Origin of the sequence: Streptomyces sioyaensis (genome assembly GCF_004122735.1) — a bacterium.
GTDB classification, from domain to species: domain Bacteria; phylum Actinomycetota; class Actinomycetes; order Streptomycetales; family Streptomycetaceae; genus Streptomyces; species Streptomyces sioyaensis.
The window spans coordinates 1-14,236 of sequence record NZ_SDIF01000084.1 but is presented as its reverse complement, the minus strand read 5'-3'; the positions used below and the strand labels follow the sequence as shown (position 1 = coordinate 14,236).

Below are 14,236 nucleotides of genomic sequence, written 5' to 3'. Positions count from 1 at the left end.
CGGTAGGCGCTGCCACGGGGCCGTGGCCGGTGATGACCGGCAGGCCCCCGCGCACGCGGAACGTGCGGTGACACGGCCGCAGAGACCGCCGCGGCGGTGGCAACCCGAGCGGATCCGGCCGTGACCCCCTTACCCTTGACCTGGGGCACAGACCGACCTCGCCGGGGTGATGGAAATGCTCGACCTTTCCTCCGCGCTGTCCGATATCCCGCCCCTACGGGGCCAGGCACCATGGCCCCAGCACGAATACGTCAAGGGCTGGGGTGTTTTTGGGCTGCCCTTTGATTCCGGTCATGTCCTCGCCCTGCGCGTCTTTCCGGAGAACTGCTTCGGCCCCTACCGCACGTTGTGGCATCGCGACCCGAACGGCAGCTGGTCGATTCACGTCGACGGGCCACACCTGCACACCGCATGCCCCAGGTACTACGGCGCTTCCTGCGACCACACCGGGTACGCCCGGATCGGGCTCACGTGGACGGGCCCTGCCACTCTGCGGGTGACGATGGATTCCCCCTCCCTGGACTGGACCCTCACCGCCTCCGCGACACGACTCCTCGGTTTCCTCAACGGCATCAGTGGGGCGCTGCCGCTCGCCACCTGGCGCCCTCGACTCCTGGTGCGGGCTCGCGAGCGCCTGGCCCGTGCGCTGGGAATGGGGGATCTCCAGCTGTCCGGCACGATGCCGAGCGGTCACACCGGAACGCTCATGCCCCAGCGGATGTATTTCGTCGACGACGCGCATGCCCTGCTCGACGGCGTCGACCTCGGCCGCCCGGTCCAGCTGACGGAGAACCCGCGCATCGGTGACGTACCCCTGCCGGCCCGCGGGGTTCTGGCCATCGGCCAGGCAGCATGGAAGATTCTCGACCCGGCGGAATACGAACGCACCCGTATCGAGACGGCCCGGGATCTCGCCCTACCGGGAGAGGACGGTCCGTAACGACAGCGAGGACCGCTCGCGGCGACGGTGTTGTCCTGCTGTGATCAGCCGTCCGCCTTGGCCACACCGACCGGGCAGGACACCCCCGTCCCTACGAGGGTGTACCAATGTGCCCCTGACGAACTCAGGCGCAGCGATCCCGTCGGTGGCTCCAAACAACGGCAGCGATCAGAGCCGGCCCAGTCGTGCGACAAGGAGCGCGGCGTCGTCCGCGGAGCTGGCCGGACGTACCGCTGTCATCGCGTCACAAATCTCGTCCAGGGGTGCCTTCGGGTCGCGGACGGCACGGCTCAGGAGCGCGATTCCCTGGTCGAGGTCCAGAACCGCTTTGCGGTCTTCGATCATCCCGTCCGTGTAGAGGACTATCAGGCTCCCTGGCGGGACGGGGTGTTCCTGGTCGGCGTACACGTCGTGCAGGCCCATCCCCACGGGCGGCCCGGGTTCGCACTCCAGCAGGGCCACTGATCCGTCCGGCATGACCAGCAAAGGGGGCGGGTGTCCGGCGAGTGCGATGCGGCACCGTCCCACACCCCCGTCGTACACGACGCAGGTACAGGTCGCGGCGAGTTCGCTGTCGCTGCCGTTGAACAACCCATCCAGGCGGGTGAGCAGTTGTCCTGGCGGTAGTCCCACGTCCAGTAGTGCGTGCACCGAGGAGCGGTAGCAGCCCATCGCGGCGGCGGCGCCCACGCCATGGCCGATCACGTCACCGATCCCCAACCCGATCCTGCCGCCGGGGAGTGCCACCGCGTCGTACCAGTCGCCCCCGGCCAAGGTGTCGTCTTCGGCCGGGCGGTAGCGGTACGCCAGTTGGAACCACTTCGCCGATGGCAGCTGGGCGGGGAGCAGGTGGCGCTGGAGCGCGAGAGCGGCCAGCCGTTCACGTCGATAGAGCAGCGCGTTGTCGATCGCGGTGGCGGTACGGGCCGCGATCTCGCGCGCCAGAAGCATGTCCTCGGAGTTGAAGGCATCCACCTGCCGTAGGAAGGTCACGGCTCCGATCACCCTGCCGACCGCGATCAGCGGCACCGCCATGCCGTGCAGTGCGGACCCGTCCTTCTTCGCGGTCTCGAATGCCACAGGCTGCGCCGAGCTGACGCACTGGGCGGCGGCCCGGAGCGTCAGACGTGGCTGCGGCAGCTCGTCCTCGGGACGTGGTCTGCTGGTGCCTGACGTGAGATTCAGGGGGTGGAAGAGAGGCCCTGGTGGGGCAGCGGGCTGCTCGCCGGACTCCGCCGCACGGCCATCGAAGGAATCGGCGGTCGGCTGCGCCGCGCTCTCCAGCAGATCGACCTCGACAGCTTCGGCGAATCCCGGAACGCAGGCTGCTGCCAGCTCGGTCGCGACGGTTCGCGGGTCCAGCCCCTGGCCGAGCCTGGCACTGACCCGGCCCAGCAGTTCCAGCCTGCGCCGCCCGTGGGCCGTGTACAGGAGTTCCCCTCCGCCGTCCGTCAACTCGTGGACGATGGCTGCTACGCCCATGACCCTGCCGTCGGGCCCTTGCAGCGGGAAGAGGTTTCCGAGGACCTCGTACGAATCACCGTCCGGCCTGTTGGCTGCCAACCGGATGTTCTCGATGGTCTCCCCTCTGTCCACAATGCGGCGCAGCAACTTTTCGACCGCTTCCGGATCGGGCAGGTCCAGAACTTCGAGGACGGACCGGCCCAGGTGCTGTTCGACGGGGATGCGATGCACGCGGGCATACGTCTCGTTGACGTACACGAAGCGCAGTTCCGTGTCGGCCACCGCCAGGCCGACGGGTGAGGAATGCAGAAGACGGTCGAGCGTGACCGCGTGGCCCTGGCTGGTCACCTGCGCCTCGGGCACCGCCACGGCGAGTACACCCGTACCGGTCGCCAGCGGAACCGGCACGGCGTGCCAGGTGACGCTGCGGCAGGTGCCGTCGCGGCAGCGGAGCCAGTCGGTGTGCACGCTGCCGGCGGCGCGCAGCAGTGCCTGGACGAGCGGACCTCCCCGTAGCCTCGTCCGGTCGGCGAGCAGCGCCGCGTCCCGGCCGATGACCTCCTGATCCGGAAAGCCGGTCAGTGCCTGTGCGCCGTCGCTCCAGCGCTGGATCCGCCCGTCGGGATCGACGAGCACTGTGGCGAGCGGGGTGCCGGATTGTGGCTCGGCCACTACGAACGGTGGCCACGTAGGTCGCCTACCAGGCCGACCTCCCGCATGCGCAGAATCCACCTTGCACACCGTCCCAACAGCGTGGAAGGGCACGTGCACACGGGATGGCACGCGCCATCACTCACGTTCTTGCCGACTTCACCAAGATAAGAGGTGGTGTGTCGATTTTCCTGGTGAACGGCGGTTGATCTAGGGCACGGCGGACAGGCAACGCGGCTGGCCGCGGCTGCCGCTTCTCCGCAGGCCCGGCCCCCAGCTGGGACCCTTCCTCGCTGGTCAGCAGTTCCACGCTTCGGCCCGAATCTGCGACCGCCGCGGCGCGCTTACGCACCTTCGGGAAGCCGGGGTGGCCATGCCCGCCTGAATGACCTGCTTCGCGAGCGCGCTGCCGAAGGGTGCTCCGTACGTATCGCATTGGGCGATGCGGAAAGCGCGAACGTGCGGCAGCGCGGCGAGGAGGAACGGTTCGGGCACGGCATCGAATCGCGTTGCCGGCTCGCTCTCATGCACTACCGGCCGCTGCTGGGAGTACCCGGAGTCGAGATCCGGACCCACGGAACCACGCTGTACAACTCCATCTACCGGGCGGACGATCAGCTCCTGGCCAATGCCCATGTCTGGGGCGTGAATGCCTACGCAGCACCCGTATGGCACCTTCGCCGAAGCGGGGCTGGTGGAATCTTCGACACCTACGCCCAGAGCTTCGACGCGGCGTGGACGACGGCGAAGCCTGTACCCGAGGAGTGAATCCTGTCGCGCACCGAGTATTACGACGATCCCGATGCCCCCGAGCCCAACAGCCTTGTCGTTGCCGCTTCAGCTGTGGTGACCGACGACGAGGGCCGCATCCTGCTCCAGCGACGCCGGGACAACGACCTCTGGGCCCTGCCCGGCGGCGGCATGGAGATGACCGACTCCCTTCCCGGCACCGCGGTCCGGGAGGTCAAGGAAGAGACCGGGCTGGATGTGGAGATCACGGGGCTGGTGGGCACGTACACAAATCCCCGTCACGTGATCGCCTACACGGACGGGGAGGTACGGCGGCAGTTCAACGTGTGCTTCACCGCTCGCCTCGTCGGAGGGAAGCTTGCCATCTCGGACGAGTCCACGGAGCTGCGGTTCATCCACCCTGATGAGATCGGCGATCTCCCGATGCACCACACGCAGCAGCTCCGTATCCGGCACTTCCTGGAGCATCGGGAACGCCCCTACCTGGGGTGATGACCCGAGTCAGTCCCCGGCCGGAGCCACGCCCACCGGGCAGCTCACCCCCGTCCCCCCGATCCCGCAGTACCCCGCCGGGTTCTTGTCGAGGTACTGCTGGTGATACCCCTCCGCCGGATAGAAGGGCCGGGTGTCGTCGGCGGGGAGGATTTCGGTGGTGATGTCGCCGTGGCCGGAGGTGTGGAGGGCGGTGCGGTAGGCGTCGCGGGAGGCTTCGGCGGCCTGTTGTTGGGCGGGGGAGTGGGTGTAGATCGCGGAGCGGTACTGGGTGCCGACGTCGTTGCCCTGGCGGAAGCCCTGGGTGGGGTCGTGGGACTCCCAGAAGAGCTTCAGGAGGGACGTGTAGGGGATGACAGCCGGGTCGTAGACGACGCGGACGGCCTCGGTGTGGCCGGTGTGGCCGCTGCAGACCTCTTCGTAGGTGGGGTTCGGGGTGTGGCCGCCCTGGTAGCCGACGAGGGTCGTCCAGACGCCTTCGGCCTGCCAGAACTTCCGCTCGGCGCCCCAGAAGCACCCCAGGCCGAAGTCGGCGACCTCCAGGCCGTCCGGATACGGGCCCAGCAGCGGGTTGCCGAGGACGGTGTGCCGGTCGGGGACGGCGAAGGCCCGCTCGGGGCGGCCTTCGAGCGCCTCCTCCGGGGTGGGGAGCTGGGTCTTGAAGCGGGAGAAGAGCATGGGATCAGGCTCCTGGGGAGGTGGGGCAGCGGCACTCGGCGTTGCACTGCCGGGAACGCTGCGGGAGGGGCACGTATTCCGGACCGGAGGACGGTGAGGGCGGTGAGGGCAGTGGGGGAGGCGTTGGTCGCGGGCTACTGGGGCCCCGCCGGTGGGAAGCCCGCGGAGCTTCCGCCGTGTTTCTCCCAGCCCGCGATGGCCAGGGCGCGGTAGGCGGCGTACTCGGCGGCGGGGCTGCGGCCGTACGACCAGGGGACGGCGCCGACATGGCCGTCCACCTGGCGGAGCTGTTCCATGGCCTCGGCGTAGCGCTCGGCCCGTACCAGGAACCAGACGAGCAGATGGCGGACGTGCGGGGCCATGGGGTGGTCGGCGGGGGCCTCGCGGAGGGCGAAGTGGGCGCCCTCGATGGCGCGCTCGACGACCGCGCTCTGGTAGAGGCTGCGGACCATGTTGGCCTCGGGGAGGTGCTCGTAGACCGCGAAGAGGGGGAGGGCCGGCAGGAGGGTCTTGGCGGGGGCGCCCGCCGCGGCGCGCTCGGCGAAGGCCTCGGCCTCCTTGCGGGAGCCGTGCCACTTCTGCGACCAGTAGGGGAGGGCGGCGAGGTGGGCGCCCATGTGCTGCGGTGCGCGGTGGGCGACCTTGGACCAGAGTTCCTCGTAGTCGGCGGGACGGTCGCCCAGGCCGCGGGCGACGGCGAGCTCGATGATGTACGGGAGGGGGCTGCCCGGCGCCAGCAGGGTCGCCTCCCGGCAGACCGTACGGGCCTCCTCCAGGATCATGCGGAAGTCCTGCGAGCCGGGATCGCGCAGCGCCTGGAGGACGAGGAACTGGGCGTGGGTCTGGGCGCCACCCGGGTCCTTTGGCGCCTCCGTGCGCCAGGTGCGCAGCCAGATCCCGCCGGTGCGGCCGCCGTCGCCGAATCCGGGCGCCGTACCGCGCCGCTGCTGCTCACTCGCCTCCTGCGCGGCCAGCTCGAAGGCGGCGGCGCCGGCCAGCGTCTGCACCCGCTGCCAGCGGCGTTCCCAGTCGTCGCCGGTGGACTTGAGCAATGCGGCCGCCGGGCGCCAGTCGTGGGTCCGGCGCATTTCGGCCAGTGCGTCCTCCAGCTCCTGATCGGGACCCGGCAGCCGTACGTCGAGCTCCTCCAGCGGTACGAAGCCGTAGCCGGCCATCGGGTCGGTGGCCACCACCAGGCCCTGCCGGGTGTGCTGTACGGCCCGCCGGCGGCGCATCCAGGGCAGGAAGACGAAGCCGCCGAGCGCGAGCGCGGCGAGGAGAAGCAGCAGAGCGTCCATGTGGGTGTCCTGTACCTGAAATTCTTGTTACGGCTGCCGTGCGGGTCAACGGGCCCGGACCGTCGACGATTCCCGGTGCGGTGGACGGTCACCTGGACGGTCACCGGTGCCACGGCGGGGCCGGAGGGATGACGGAAGGGGCGGGATGGCGGGGTGCGGGGGACGGGATCCGGCGGGAACTGGTGTGCGGTCCTTTCGTAGGTATCCACTATCCAGCCAACCAGAAAGTTCCGAAAAGTTCGGTCGTCCGGCCGACTACGCTCGGCAGCATGAGCGAACAACACCCACAGCATTTTGAAACCGTTGCCATCCACGCAGGTCAAGAGCCTGATGAGGCCACCGGCGCGGTGGTACCGCCCATCTACCAGGTGTCCACCTACAAGCAGGACGGGGTGGGCGGGCTGCGCGGCGGCTACGAGTACAGCCGCAGCGCCAATCCGACCCGTACCGCCCTGGAGGAGAACCTCGCGGCCCTGGACGGCGGCCGCCGCGGCCTCGCCTTCGCCTCCGGCCTCGCCGCGGAGGACTGCCTGCTGCGGACCCTGCTGGTCCCCGGCGACCATGTCGTCATCCCGAACGACGCCTACGGCGGAACGTTCCGCCTCATCTCGAAGGTCGTCGAGCGGTGGGGCGTGGAGTGGTCGGTCGCCGACACCTCCGACCCGCAGGCCGTACGCGACGCCCTGCGGCCCCGTACGAAGGCGATCTGGGTGGAGACGCCCAGCAACCCGCTGCTCGGCATCAGCGACATCTCGGCGCTGGCGGGCGTCGCCCGGGAAGCCGGCGTCAAGCTCGTCGTCGACAACACCTTCGCCAGCCCGTACCTCCAGCAGCCGCTGGCCCTCGGCGCGGACGTGGTCGTCTACTCCACGACCAAGTACATGGGCGGACATTCGGACGTGGTCGGCGGCGCCCTCGTCGTCAACGACGATGCGCTCGGTGAGGAACTCGCCTACCACCAGAACGCGATGGGCGCGGTCGCCGGGCCCTTCGACGCCTGGCTGGTGATGCGCGGCATCAAGACGCTCGCCGTCCGCATGGACCGGCACAGCGCCAACGCGGCACGCATCGCGGACCTGCTGACCTCGCACAACAAGGTGACCCAGGTCTACTACCCGGGGCTGGCCGAGCACCCGGGCCACGAGATCGCCACCAAGCAGATGCGGTCCTTCGGCGGCATGGTGTCGTTCCGGGTCGCGGGCGGCGAGCAGGCCGCGGTGGAGGTCTGCAACCGGGCCAAGCTGTTCACGCTCGGGGAGTCGCTGGGCGGCGTCGAGTCGTTGATCGAGCACCCGGGGCTGATGACGCACGCCTCGACGGCCGGTTCGCTGCTGGAGGTCCCGGCCGACCTGGTGCGCCTTTCGGTCGGCATCGAGTCCGTCGACGACCTGCTGGCCGACCTCACGCAGGCGTTGGGCTGACGGGCCCCTCGTCCCTCGCGCCGTTCACCACCCCTCCACCGGAGGGGTGGTGTGGACCGGCGGGGGCAGCCAGGGCCGGTCCATGACCAGCCACCACAGCGCCGCCAGTGCGAGCAGGGCGAGCAGCCAGCCGAGGCGGTGCAGCAGGGTGCGGTGGGCCAGCAGCCGGCGGCCGCGGTCGGCCGCGCGGGCCGCCAGATCGGGCGGTACGAGCGGATACGGCCCGGCCAGCATCCGCCGCACCTCGGCCTCCTTGCGGTCCGGGAGGCCGGGGACGTCGGGGAGGCCGGCGACCCAGGGGGTACCCGGGCTCTCGGGGAGGTCGGGAAGGTCGGGCAGATCCGGGAAGCTCATGGGGCCGACGGTTCCGGTGCCGGGGCCGGCGGTGGTTCGGGGCGCCGGCGGCTGCGCAGGTCGGCGACGGCCCGCAGGCACAGGGCGTGCACCCGCTCGGCGGGCAGGCCGAGTTGGGCCGCGGTCTGCTCCTCGGCCACGTCCTCGTACAGCCGCAGGACGAGGACCAGGCGCTCCTGCGGGGACAGCCGGTCCAGCAGACCGCCGCGCGGCCGGCGGTGCCTGCGCGCGGTGTGCGTGAAGCGGGTGGCCATCTCGCGGCGGGTGCGCTCGTACGGGTCGTCGCCGTGCAGCCGGTCCCAGGCGGCGTAGGTCCGCGACAGCGCGCGGAGCAGCAACTCCTCGGCGGCCGGGGCGGGACGGGCGGCGGGCTCGCCGGTCAGCAGGGTGGCGGCGTACAGCAGCCGGCCCCCGGCGCCCGCCACGAACGACTCGAACTCCCGGGCGCGGCGGCGCTCCTGCGCCGGTCGCCGCTCTCGCACCACGCCTCCCGGATGACGGACACCCGACCCTGGGCTCCTATAGCACGGCAGTGCGGCCACCCGGTCAAGAGGCGTGACGCGCGCGGTCGGTCACGGGTACCGGGGGTCCAGTCACGGGTACCGGGGGTCCAGGAGGGCGTCGAGGCGGGCATCCAGGGGGCGGCGGGCGGGCGCCGGGCCGGTGGCGCGTCGCACGGCGCGTCGGACGGCGAACGCGGGGTGCCGGACGCCGGTCGGGCCGTCGGTCGGGCCGTTGCGCGGGACGTCAGGCAGGACGCCGTCAGGACGTAAGGCAGGACGTCGTCAGGACGTGGGGCCGGCCGGTGTCAATGACGCGGTGAGGTCGGCGAGGGAGGCGTTGAAGCGCGTCAGGAGCGTGGTGAACGCCTCGCGCTCCGTCTCGGACCACTGCTCCGTCACCAGGGCCATCAGCGCACGGCGCGAGGTGCGCACCTCGTCCAGGCGGGCCTGGCCGCGCTCGGACAGCTGGAGCACGACGGCCCGGCCGTCCTCGGGGTGGGTGGCGCGGCTGACCAGCCCGGAGTCGACCAGCGGGGCGACCTGCCGGGTGACCGTCGAGGAGTCGATGCCCATGCCGGCCGCCAGGGCCTTGACCCCCATCGGGCCTTCCTGATCCAGGCGGTTGAGCAGCAGATAGGCGGCGCGGTCCATGGAGTTGCGCGCCTGCCCGACGCCGCCGAGCCGGCTCTGTTCTGCACGGCGCGCGAAGACGGCCACTTGGTGCTGGAGGGCGTCCAGGAGAGCGGAGTCGGTTTGGGTCGTCATGTCCGAAGAGGTGGGCATGGCCGGGAGCTCGCTTCGATGGATGTGCGTACGGATGGGAGGACAGCGTACGCGGACCCGGCGCGGAGCGTACCCGGGCTGTCCATTCCGATAACGCCCTGTAACCCCTGGGCGGCCGTGCGGTGCCCGGGGTCGCACAGCCGTCCGTGCCGTCCTGACAGCCGGACAGAAAAGGCCCTCAGGTGGACACACTGCAAGACTGGCGGCATGGCCGCTCACACGCCGCGCACGTCACACGAGTCCTCTGCCGCCCCCGGTGCCGAGGGTCCGGTCGCGGGGGTTCCGGTCGCCGGGGGCCGGCTTCCCGCCATTACGGTCGATGACGTACGCAAGGCGGACAAGATGCTCTCCGGTGTCTCCCGGGCCACCGCGATGGAGGGCAGCCGCTATCTGACCGGGCTGGTGGGCGCGCCCGTCCACCTCAAGTGCGAGAACCTCCAGCGCACCGGCTCCTTCAAGATCCGTGGCGCCTATGTACGGATCGCCGGGCTCACCGCGCAGCAGCGGGCGGCCGGTGTGGTGGCCGCGAGTGCCGGCAACCACGCCCAGGGCGTGGCGCTCGCGGCGTCCCTGCTGGGGGTGCGCTCGACGGTGTTCATGCCGGTCGGCGCCCCGCTGCCGAAGGTCGCCGCGACCCGCGAATACGGCGCCGAGGTGCGGCTGCACGGCCAGGTGGTGGACGAGACGCTGGCCGCCGCGCAGGAGTACGCGCGTCAGAGCGGCGCGGTCTTCATCCACCCCTTCGACCACCCCGACATCATCGCCGGTCAGGGCACCGTCGGCCTGGAGATCCTCGAACAGTGCCCGGAGGTACGGACGATCGTCGTCGGGGTCGGCGGCGGCGGTCTGATCGCGGGACTGGCGCTCGCGGTCAAGGCGCTGCGGCCGGACGTGAAGATCGTCGGGGTGCAGGCGGCGGGCGCGGCCTGTTATCCGCCCTCGCTGGCTGCCGGGCGCCCGGTGGCGATCGAGGGACTGTCGACCATGGCGGACGGCATCAAGGTGGGCCGCCCCGGTGAGGTGACGTTCGGGATGGTCGAGGAGCTGGTGGACGAGGTCCGTACGGTCACCGAGGACCAGCTCTCCAGCGCGCTGCTGCTGTGCCTGGAGCGGGCGAAGCTGGTGGTGGAGCCGGCCGGGGCGAGCCCGGTGGCCGCGCTGCTCGCCGACCCGGAGTCCTTCGAGGGGCCGGTGGTCGCGGTGCTGTCCGGCGGCAATGTGGACCCGTTGTTGATGCAGCGCATCCTGCGGCACGGCATGGCCGCCGGCGGACGCTATCTCTCGCTGCGGCTGCGGCTCACCGACCGGCCGGGGGCGCTGGCGACGCTGCTCGGGGTGCTGTCGGTGGTCGATGCGAACGTCCTCGACATCGGGCACGTGCGGACGGATCCACAGCTCGGGCTGACCGAGGTCGAGGTGGAACTGCATCTGGAGACCAAGGGCCCGGCGCACTGCGACGAGGTGCGCACGGCGCTGCGCGAGGCGGGGTACGTCGTCGCGGAGTGAGCCTGGGCCCGCCCCATGGCTCCCGGCGCCCGGCGCGGCAGCGGGCGCACCACCGCTCCTGGTACGAGAAGGAGCACGTGCGGGCGCAAGTACGGGCGTAAATGGGGTGAGGCAGGGGGCGTCACGGGTATAGCGTGGCGCCCCTCACGCATGGACGAAACACCCGTTCCCGTCGGCCTTTTTCGGTCACTTGGGGGCGGAGGCCGGGGCGCCCCGGCTTCTCCGGTCGCCCCGGCTTCCGTTTCCACCACTCCGGCCTCTTCGGCGTCCTGGCCTGCTGCGCCTCGTTCCTTCACCCGTCCCCTTCCCCTCGTTCCTGTTGCCTTCCGGATCCGGTGCCCCTCCGGTGCGGTCCCCTCGGGGCGGGAAAGCCGAAATGTGTATCGCGATGTATCGCGTTTGGGCTTAACATCTATCGCGAGTGCGGGGCATGCCGGTGCGTCGTGGTGTCCGTCGCGGACAAATGCCATGGAGCAGGCACAAGCCGCCAACCGTAATATTCGACCTGGAACTAACCCAAGCCATGGGAGTACCCCTATGCCAGGCGCCATATACGCCGAAGGTCTGGTGAAGTCCTTCGGCGCCGTGAGGGCACTGGACGGCGTCGACCTCGACGTTCCCGAAGGAACAGTCCTCGGACTGCTCGGCCCGAACGGCGCCGGGAAGACCACCGCCGTACGGGTCCTGACGACCCTGCTCCAGCCCGACCGCGGCAAGGCGGTGGTCGCCGGCATCGATGTCCTCGCCCACCCGGACAAGGTGCGGCGGTCCATCGGCCTCTCCGGCCAATTCGCCGCCGTGGACGAGTATTTGACCGGGCGCGAGAACCTGACGATGGTCGGCCGGCTCTACCAGATGAGCGGCCGTGCCGCGAAGCGGCGAGCCGCCGAACTGCTGGAACGCTTTCACCTCGGCGACGCCGCCGACCGCACCGCCAAGACCTACTCCGGCGGGATGCGCCGCCGGCTCGACCTGGCCGCCGCGCTGGTCGTCAGCCCGCCCGTGATGTTCATGGACGAGCCGACCACCGGCCTGGACCCGCGCAACCGCCAGGAGTTGTGGGACGTCATCCAGGAACTGGTCGCGGGCGGCACGACCCTGCTGCTCACCACCCAGTACCTGGAGGAGGCCGACCGGCTGGCGCACGACATCTGCGTCGTCGACCACGGCAAGGTCATCGCCCGCGGCACCGCCGACCAGCTCAAGGCGCGCACCGGCGGCGAGCGCGTCGAGGTCGTGGTGCACGATTCCGAACACCTCACCGTCGCCGAAGAGGTCCTGCGCGGCTTCGGCAAGGGCGAGGGCACGGTCGACCCCCACATCCGCAAGCTCACGGTCCCGGTGACGGGCGGCGCCAAGCTGCTCGCCGAGGTCATCCGCGAACTGGACCTGCGCGGCGTGGAGATCGACGACATCGGGCTGCGCCGCCCGACCCTCGACGACGTGTTCCTCTCGCTGACCGGGCACCACGTCGAGGACGCGGAATGCGACGGCGCGGGTGGCGGGAGCACCGACGCGAGCGCGGGCCGGGCCGATGCGGGCGGGGGCGCCGTCGGACGGCAGAAGCGGGGCAGGAAGGGCGCCGGGACGGCCGGCGTGGAGGCGGGCGTGACGAGCGACAGGGAGGGCGTGAAGTGACCACGGTGACCGAAGCGGCCGGGGGTGCCCCGGTCCGGACCGTGCGGCCACGCGGTGGCGTGAGCCGGTCCGTCCGCGACTCCCTGGTCGTGGCCCAGCGCAATCTGATCCGGATGCTGCGGATACCCGAAGTCGTGATCTTCGGGCTCATCCAGCCGATCATGTTCGTGGTGCTGTTCACGTACGTCTTCGGCGGCTCCATCAACGTCCCCGGCGCCCCGGTGGGCGATGCCCAGGCCTATCGCGAGTTCCTGATGGCCGGGATCTTCGCGCAGACGGTCACCTTCGCCACGGCGGGGGCCGGTGCGGGCATCGCCGACGACATGCACAAGGGGCTCATCGACCGGTTCCGATCGCTGCCGATGTCCCGCGGGGCGGTGCTCACCGGCCGCACCCTCGCCGACCTCGTACAGACCGCACTGACGCTGGTGGTGGTGGCGGTCGTCGCGCTGCTGATCGGCTGGCGCACCCACGAGAACATCCTCAAGGTGCTGGCCGGCTTTGCGCTGCTGCTCCTGCTCGGGTACGCCTTCTCCTGGATCGGCGCGCTCATCGGCCTGACGGTGCGGACGCCCGAGGCGGCCACGTCGGGCGGGCTGATCTGGCTCTTCCCGCTGACCTTCATCTCGAATGCGTTCGTCCCGGTCAACGGCATGCCGGTGTTCCTGCAGCATGTCGCCGAGTGGAACCCGTTCAGTGCGACGGTGGCCGCGGCGCGGCTGCTGTTCGGCAACACCAGCAGCCGGGCGCCCACGTCGGTGACCGGCGCCTGGCCGATGGACCACCCGGTGCTGGCCTCGCTGATCTGGTCCGTGCTGATCATCGCGGTCTTCCGGACCCTGGCCGTTCGCAAGTACCGGTCGGCCACGGCCTGACCACGGCGCGCGGCACGGCGCACCTGACGACGGCGCCACATGACGACGGCGCACCTGATCACGGCGCACGGCACGGCGAAGCGGCCCGGAGCTTCACGCTCCGGGCCGCTTCGCCGTCTGCGGGGCGCCTCGGGACTCAGCCGGAGTACGGCTTGGCGTCGAGGATCTTCACGGCCGCCTTCTTGCCGTTGGGGAGCTCGTACTCCGCCTGGGCGCCGACCTTCTTGCCGTTCACGCCGGTACCCAGGGGGGACTGGGGGGAGTAGGTCTCGATGTCCGAGCTCGCGTACTCCCGGGAGGCCAGAAGGAACGACAGCGTGTCGTCCGGGTCTCCGTCGAACGCGATGGTGACGACCATGCCGGGAGCGACGACGCCGGTCGCGGCGGGGGCCTCGCCGACCTTCGCGGTCTGCAGCAGCTGGGTGAGCTGGCGGACGCGAAGCTCCTGCTTGCCCTGCTCTTCCTTGGCCGCGTGGTACCCGGCGTTCTCCTTCAGGTCACCTTCCTCGCGGGCCGCCGCGATCTTTTCGGTGATCTCGGCGCGTGCGGGACCAGACAGGTGCTCCAGCTCGGCCTTGAGCTGGTCATACGCCTCCTGGGTAAGCCAGGTGACGTTCTCGCTGGTCTGGGTCACAGGTGCTCCTCGTCGGTACTGGGGATAAATCAAACGCCCTACCAGGAAGGTTTGCGCCTTCACAGGTGGGCGAAACCACGAGCCTAACAATTACGGCACAAAACGGGGAAGAGGAATTTCACAGTGGCCGCACAGGAACGCATCATGCCTGATCAGAGGCGGTTCCGACACGCCTCGCCGGTGAGCGGGAGGGCGGTCGACGGGGGTGGGGCAGGGGGTGCGGTTGCGGTGTGCCGAGGACTGTGAGAC

The 14,236-nt window shown here is 70.5% G+C and carries 13 protein-coding genes and 1 pseudogene; 7 read left to right on the top strand and 7 right to left on the bottom strand.

From position 1 onward, the window contains the following. The first annotated feature begins 175 nt into the window (after positions 1-175). On the top strand, positions 176-940 hold the full coding sequence (locus EST54_RS24210) for a hypothetical protein (protein WP_203525401.1): 765 nt from the start codon (positions 176-178) through the stop codon (positions 938-940). Between the two features lie 168 nt (positions 941-1,108). Here EST54_RS24210 and EST54_RS24205 read toward each other — a convergent pair whose 3' ends face one another. Then, positions 1,109-3,076 carry a SpoIIE family protein phosphatase gene (locus EST54_RS24205; protein ID WP_161989319.1) on the bottom strand — a complete coding sequence of 656 codons (1,968 nt, stop codon included), beginning with the start codon at positions 3,074-3,076 and terminating at the stop codon, positions 1,109-1,111. A 354-nt stretch (positions 3,077-3,430) separates the two neighbouring features. Between EST54_RS24205 and EST54_RS24200 the strand changes: the two are divergent. Then, positions 3,431-3,823, top strand: a pseudogene (locus tag EST54_RS24200) (XRE family transcriptional regulator); the annotation flags it as partial. Between the two features lie 3 nt (positions 3,824-3,826). Next, positions 3,827-4,297: an NUDIX domain-containing protein gene (locus EST54_RS24195; RefSeq protein WP_129249833.1), complete on the top strand. Its 471-nt coding sequence runs from the start codon at positions 3,827-3,829 to the stop codon at positions 4,295-4,297. Between the two features lie 9 nt (positions 4,298-4,306). Here the strand turns inward: EST54_RS24195 and msrA are convergent, their stop codons facing one another. Then, positions 4,307-4,975, bottom strand: coding sequence for a peptide-methionine (S)-S-oxide reductase MsrA (msrA, locus tag EST54_RS24190; RefSeq protein ID WP_129249832.1), 669 nt, complete (start codon positions 4,973-4,975; stop codon positions 4,307-4,309). Positions 4,976-5,109: 134 nt separating this feature from the next. Continuing rightward, a complete protein-coding gene (locus EST54_RS24185; protein ID WP_129249831.1) occupies positions 5,110-6,273 on the bottom strand; it encodes a hypothetical protein in 1,164 nt (387 codons plus the stop codon). 269 nt (positions 6,274-6,542) lie between these two features. Between EST54_RS24185 and EST54_RS24180 the strand changes: the two genes are divergently transcribed. Continuing rightward, positions 6,543-7,694, top strand: a complete 1,152-nt coding sequence (locus EST54_RS24180) for a cystathionine gamma-synthase (protein WP_129249830.1) — start codon at positions 6,543-6,545, stop codon at positions 7,692-7,694. A 24-nt stretch (positions 7,695-7,718) separates the two neighbouring features. Here the strand turns inward: EST54_RS24180 and EST54_RS36075 are convergent, their stop codons facing one another. From EST54_RS36075 to EST54_RS24160, 3 genes are all read right to left on the bottom strand, one after another. After that, on the bottom strand, positions 7,719-8,048 hold the full coding sequence (locus EST54_RS36075; RefSeq protein WP_307825442.1) for a hypothetical protein: 330 nt from the start codon (positions 8,046-8,048) through the stop codon (positions 7,719-7,721). Further along, the gene (locus tag EST54_RS24165) at positions 8,045-8,530 is read right to left on the bottom strand and encodes a sigma factor-like helix-turn-helix DNA-binding protein (protein ID WP_129249829.1); all 486 of its coding nucleotides are present in this window, start codon (positions 8,528-8,530) and stop codon (positions 8,045-8,047) included. Before EST54_RS24165 ends, EST54_RS36075 begins: the two co-directional genes overlap by 4 nt. A 303-nt stretch (positions 8,531-8,833) precedes the next feature. Then, a complete protein-coding gene (locus EST54_RS24160) occupies positions 8,834-9,334 on the bottom strand; it encodes a MarR family winged helix-turn-helix transcriptional regulator (protein WP_129249828.1) in 501 nt (166 codons plus the stop codon). Between the two features lie 207 nt (positions 9,335-9,541). Here EST54_RS24160 and ilvA point away from each other — a divergent pair, with 207 nt between their 5' ends. The 3 genes from ilvA (at position 9,542) to EST54_RS24145 (ending at position 13,353) form a co-directional block, all read left to right on the top strand. Further along, positions 9,542-10,840: a threonine ammonia-lyase gene (gene ilvA, locus EST54_RS24155; RefSeq protein WP_174857503.1), complete on the top strand. Its 1,299-nt coding sequence runs from the start codon at positions 9,542-9,544 to the stop codon at positions 10,838-10,840. A gap of 537 nt (positions 10,841-11,377) precedes the next feature. Continuing rightward, complete coding sequence (locus EST54_RS24150; RefSeq protein ID WP_129249827.1) at positions 11,378-12,478, top strand: ATP-binding cassette domain-containing protein; 1,101 nt, start codon at positions 11,378-11,380, stop codon at positions 12,476-12,478. Continuing rightward, the gene (locus EST54_RS24145; protein WP_129249826.1) at positions 12,475-13,353 is read left to right on the top strand and encodes an ABC transporter permease; all 879 of its coding nucleotides are present in this window, start codon (positions 12,475-12,477) and stop codon (positions 13,351-13,353) included. The genes EST54_RS24150 and EST54_RS24145 overlap by 4 nt, the downstream gene beginning before the upstream one ends. Positions 13,354-13,489: 136 nt before the next feature. On the opposite strand, the gene greA is transcribed toward EST54_RS24145, so the two are convergent. After that, entirely contained in the window at positions 13,490-13,987 is a 498-nt protein-coding gene (greA, locus tag EST54_RS24140; RefSeq protein WP_006603480.1) for a transcription elongation factor GreA, read from the bottom strand. Positions 13,988-14,236: the final 249 nt, after the last annotated feature.

What these genes read in the sequence shown, in the direction of transcription:
- EST54_RS24210 (WP_203525401.1), top strand. Translation starts at nt 176, where the DNA reads ATGCTCGACCTTTCCTCCGCGCTGTCCGATATCCCGCCCCTACGGGGC.
- EST54_RS24185 (WP_129249831.1), bottom strand. Translation starts at nt 6,273, where the DNA reads ATGGACGCTCTGCTGCTTCTCCTCGCCGCGCTCGCGCTCGGCGGCTTC.
- EST54_RS24160 (WP_129249828.1), bottom strand. Translation starts at nt 9,334, where the DNA reads ATGCCCACCTCTTCGGACATGACGACCCAAACCGACTCCGCTCTCCTG.
- msrA (WP_129249832.1), bottom strand. Translation starts at nt 4,975, where the DNA reads ATGCTCTTCTCCCGCTTCAAGACCCAGCTCCCCACCCCGGAGGAGGCG.
- EST54_RS24150 (WP_129249827.1), top strand. Translation starts at nt 11,378, where the DNA reads ATGCCAGGCGCCATATACGCCGAAGGTCTGGTGAAGTCCTTCGGCGCC.
- EST54_RS36075 (WP_307825442.1), bottom strand. Translation starts at nt 8,048, where the DNA reads ATGAGCTTCCCGGATCTGCCCGACCTTCCCGACCTCCCCGAGAGCCCG.
- ilvA (WP_174857503.1), top strand. Translation starts at nt 9,542, where the DNA reads ATGGCCGCTCACACGCCGCGCACGTCACACGAGTCCTCTGCCGCCCCC.
- EST54_RS24180 (WP_129249830.1), top strand. Translation starts at nt 6,543, where the DNA reads ATGAGCGAACAACACCCACAGCATTTTGAAACCGTTGCCATCCACGCA.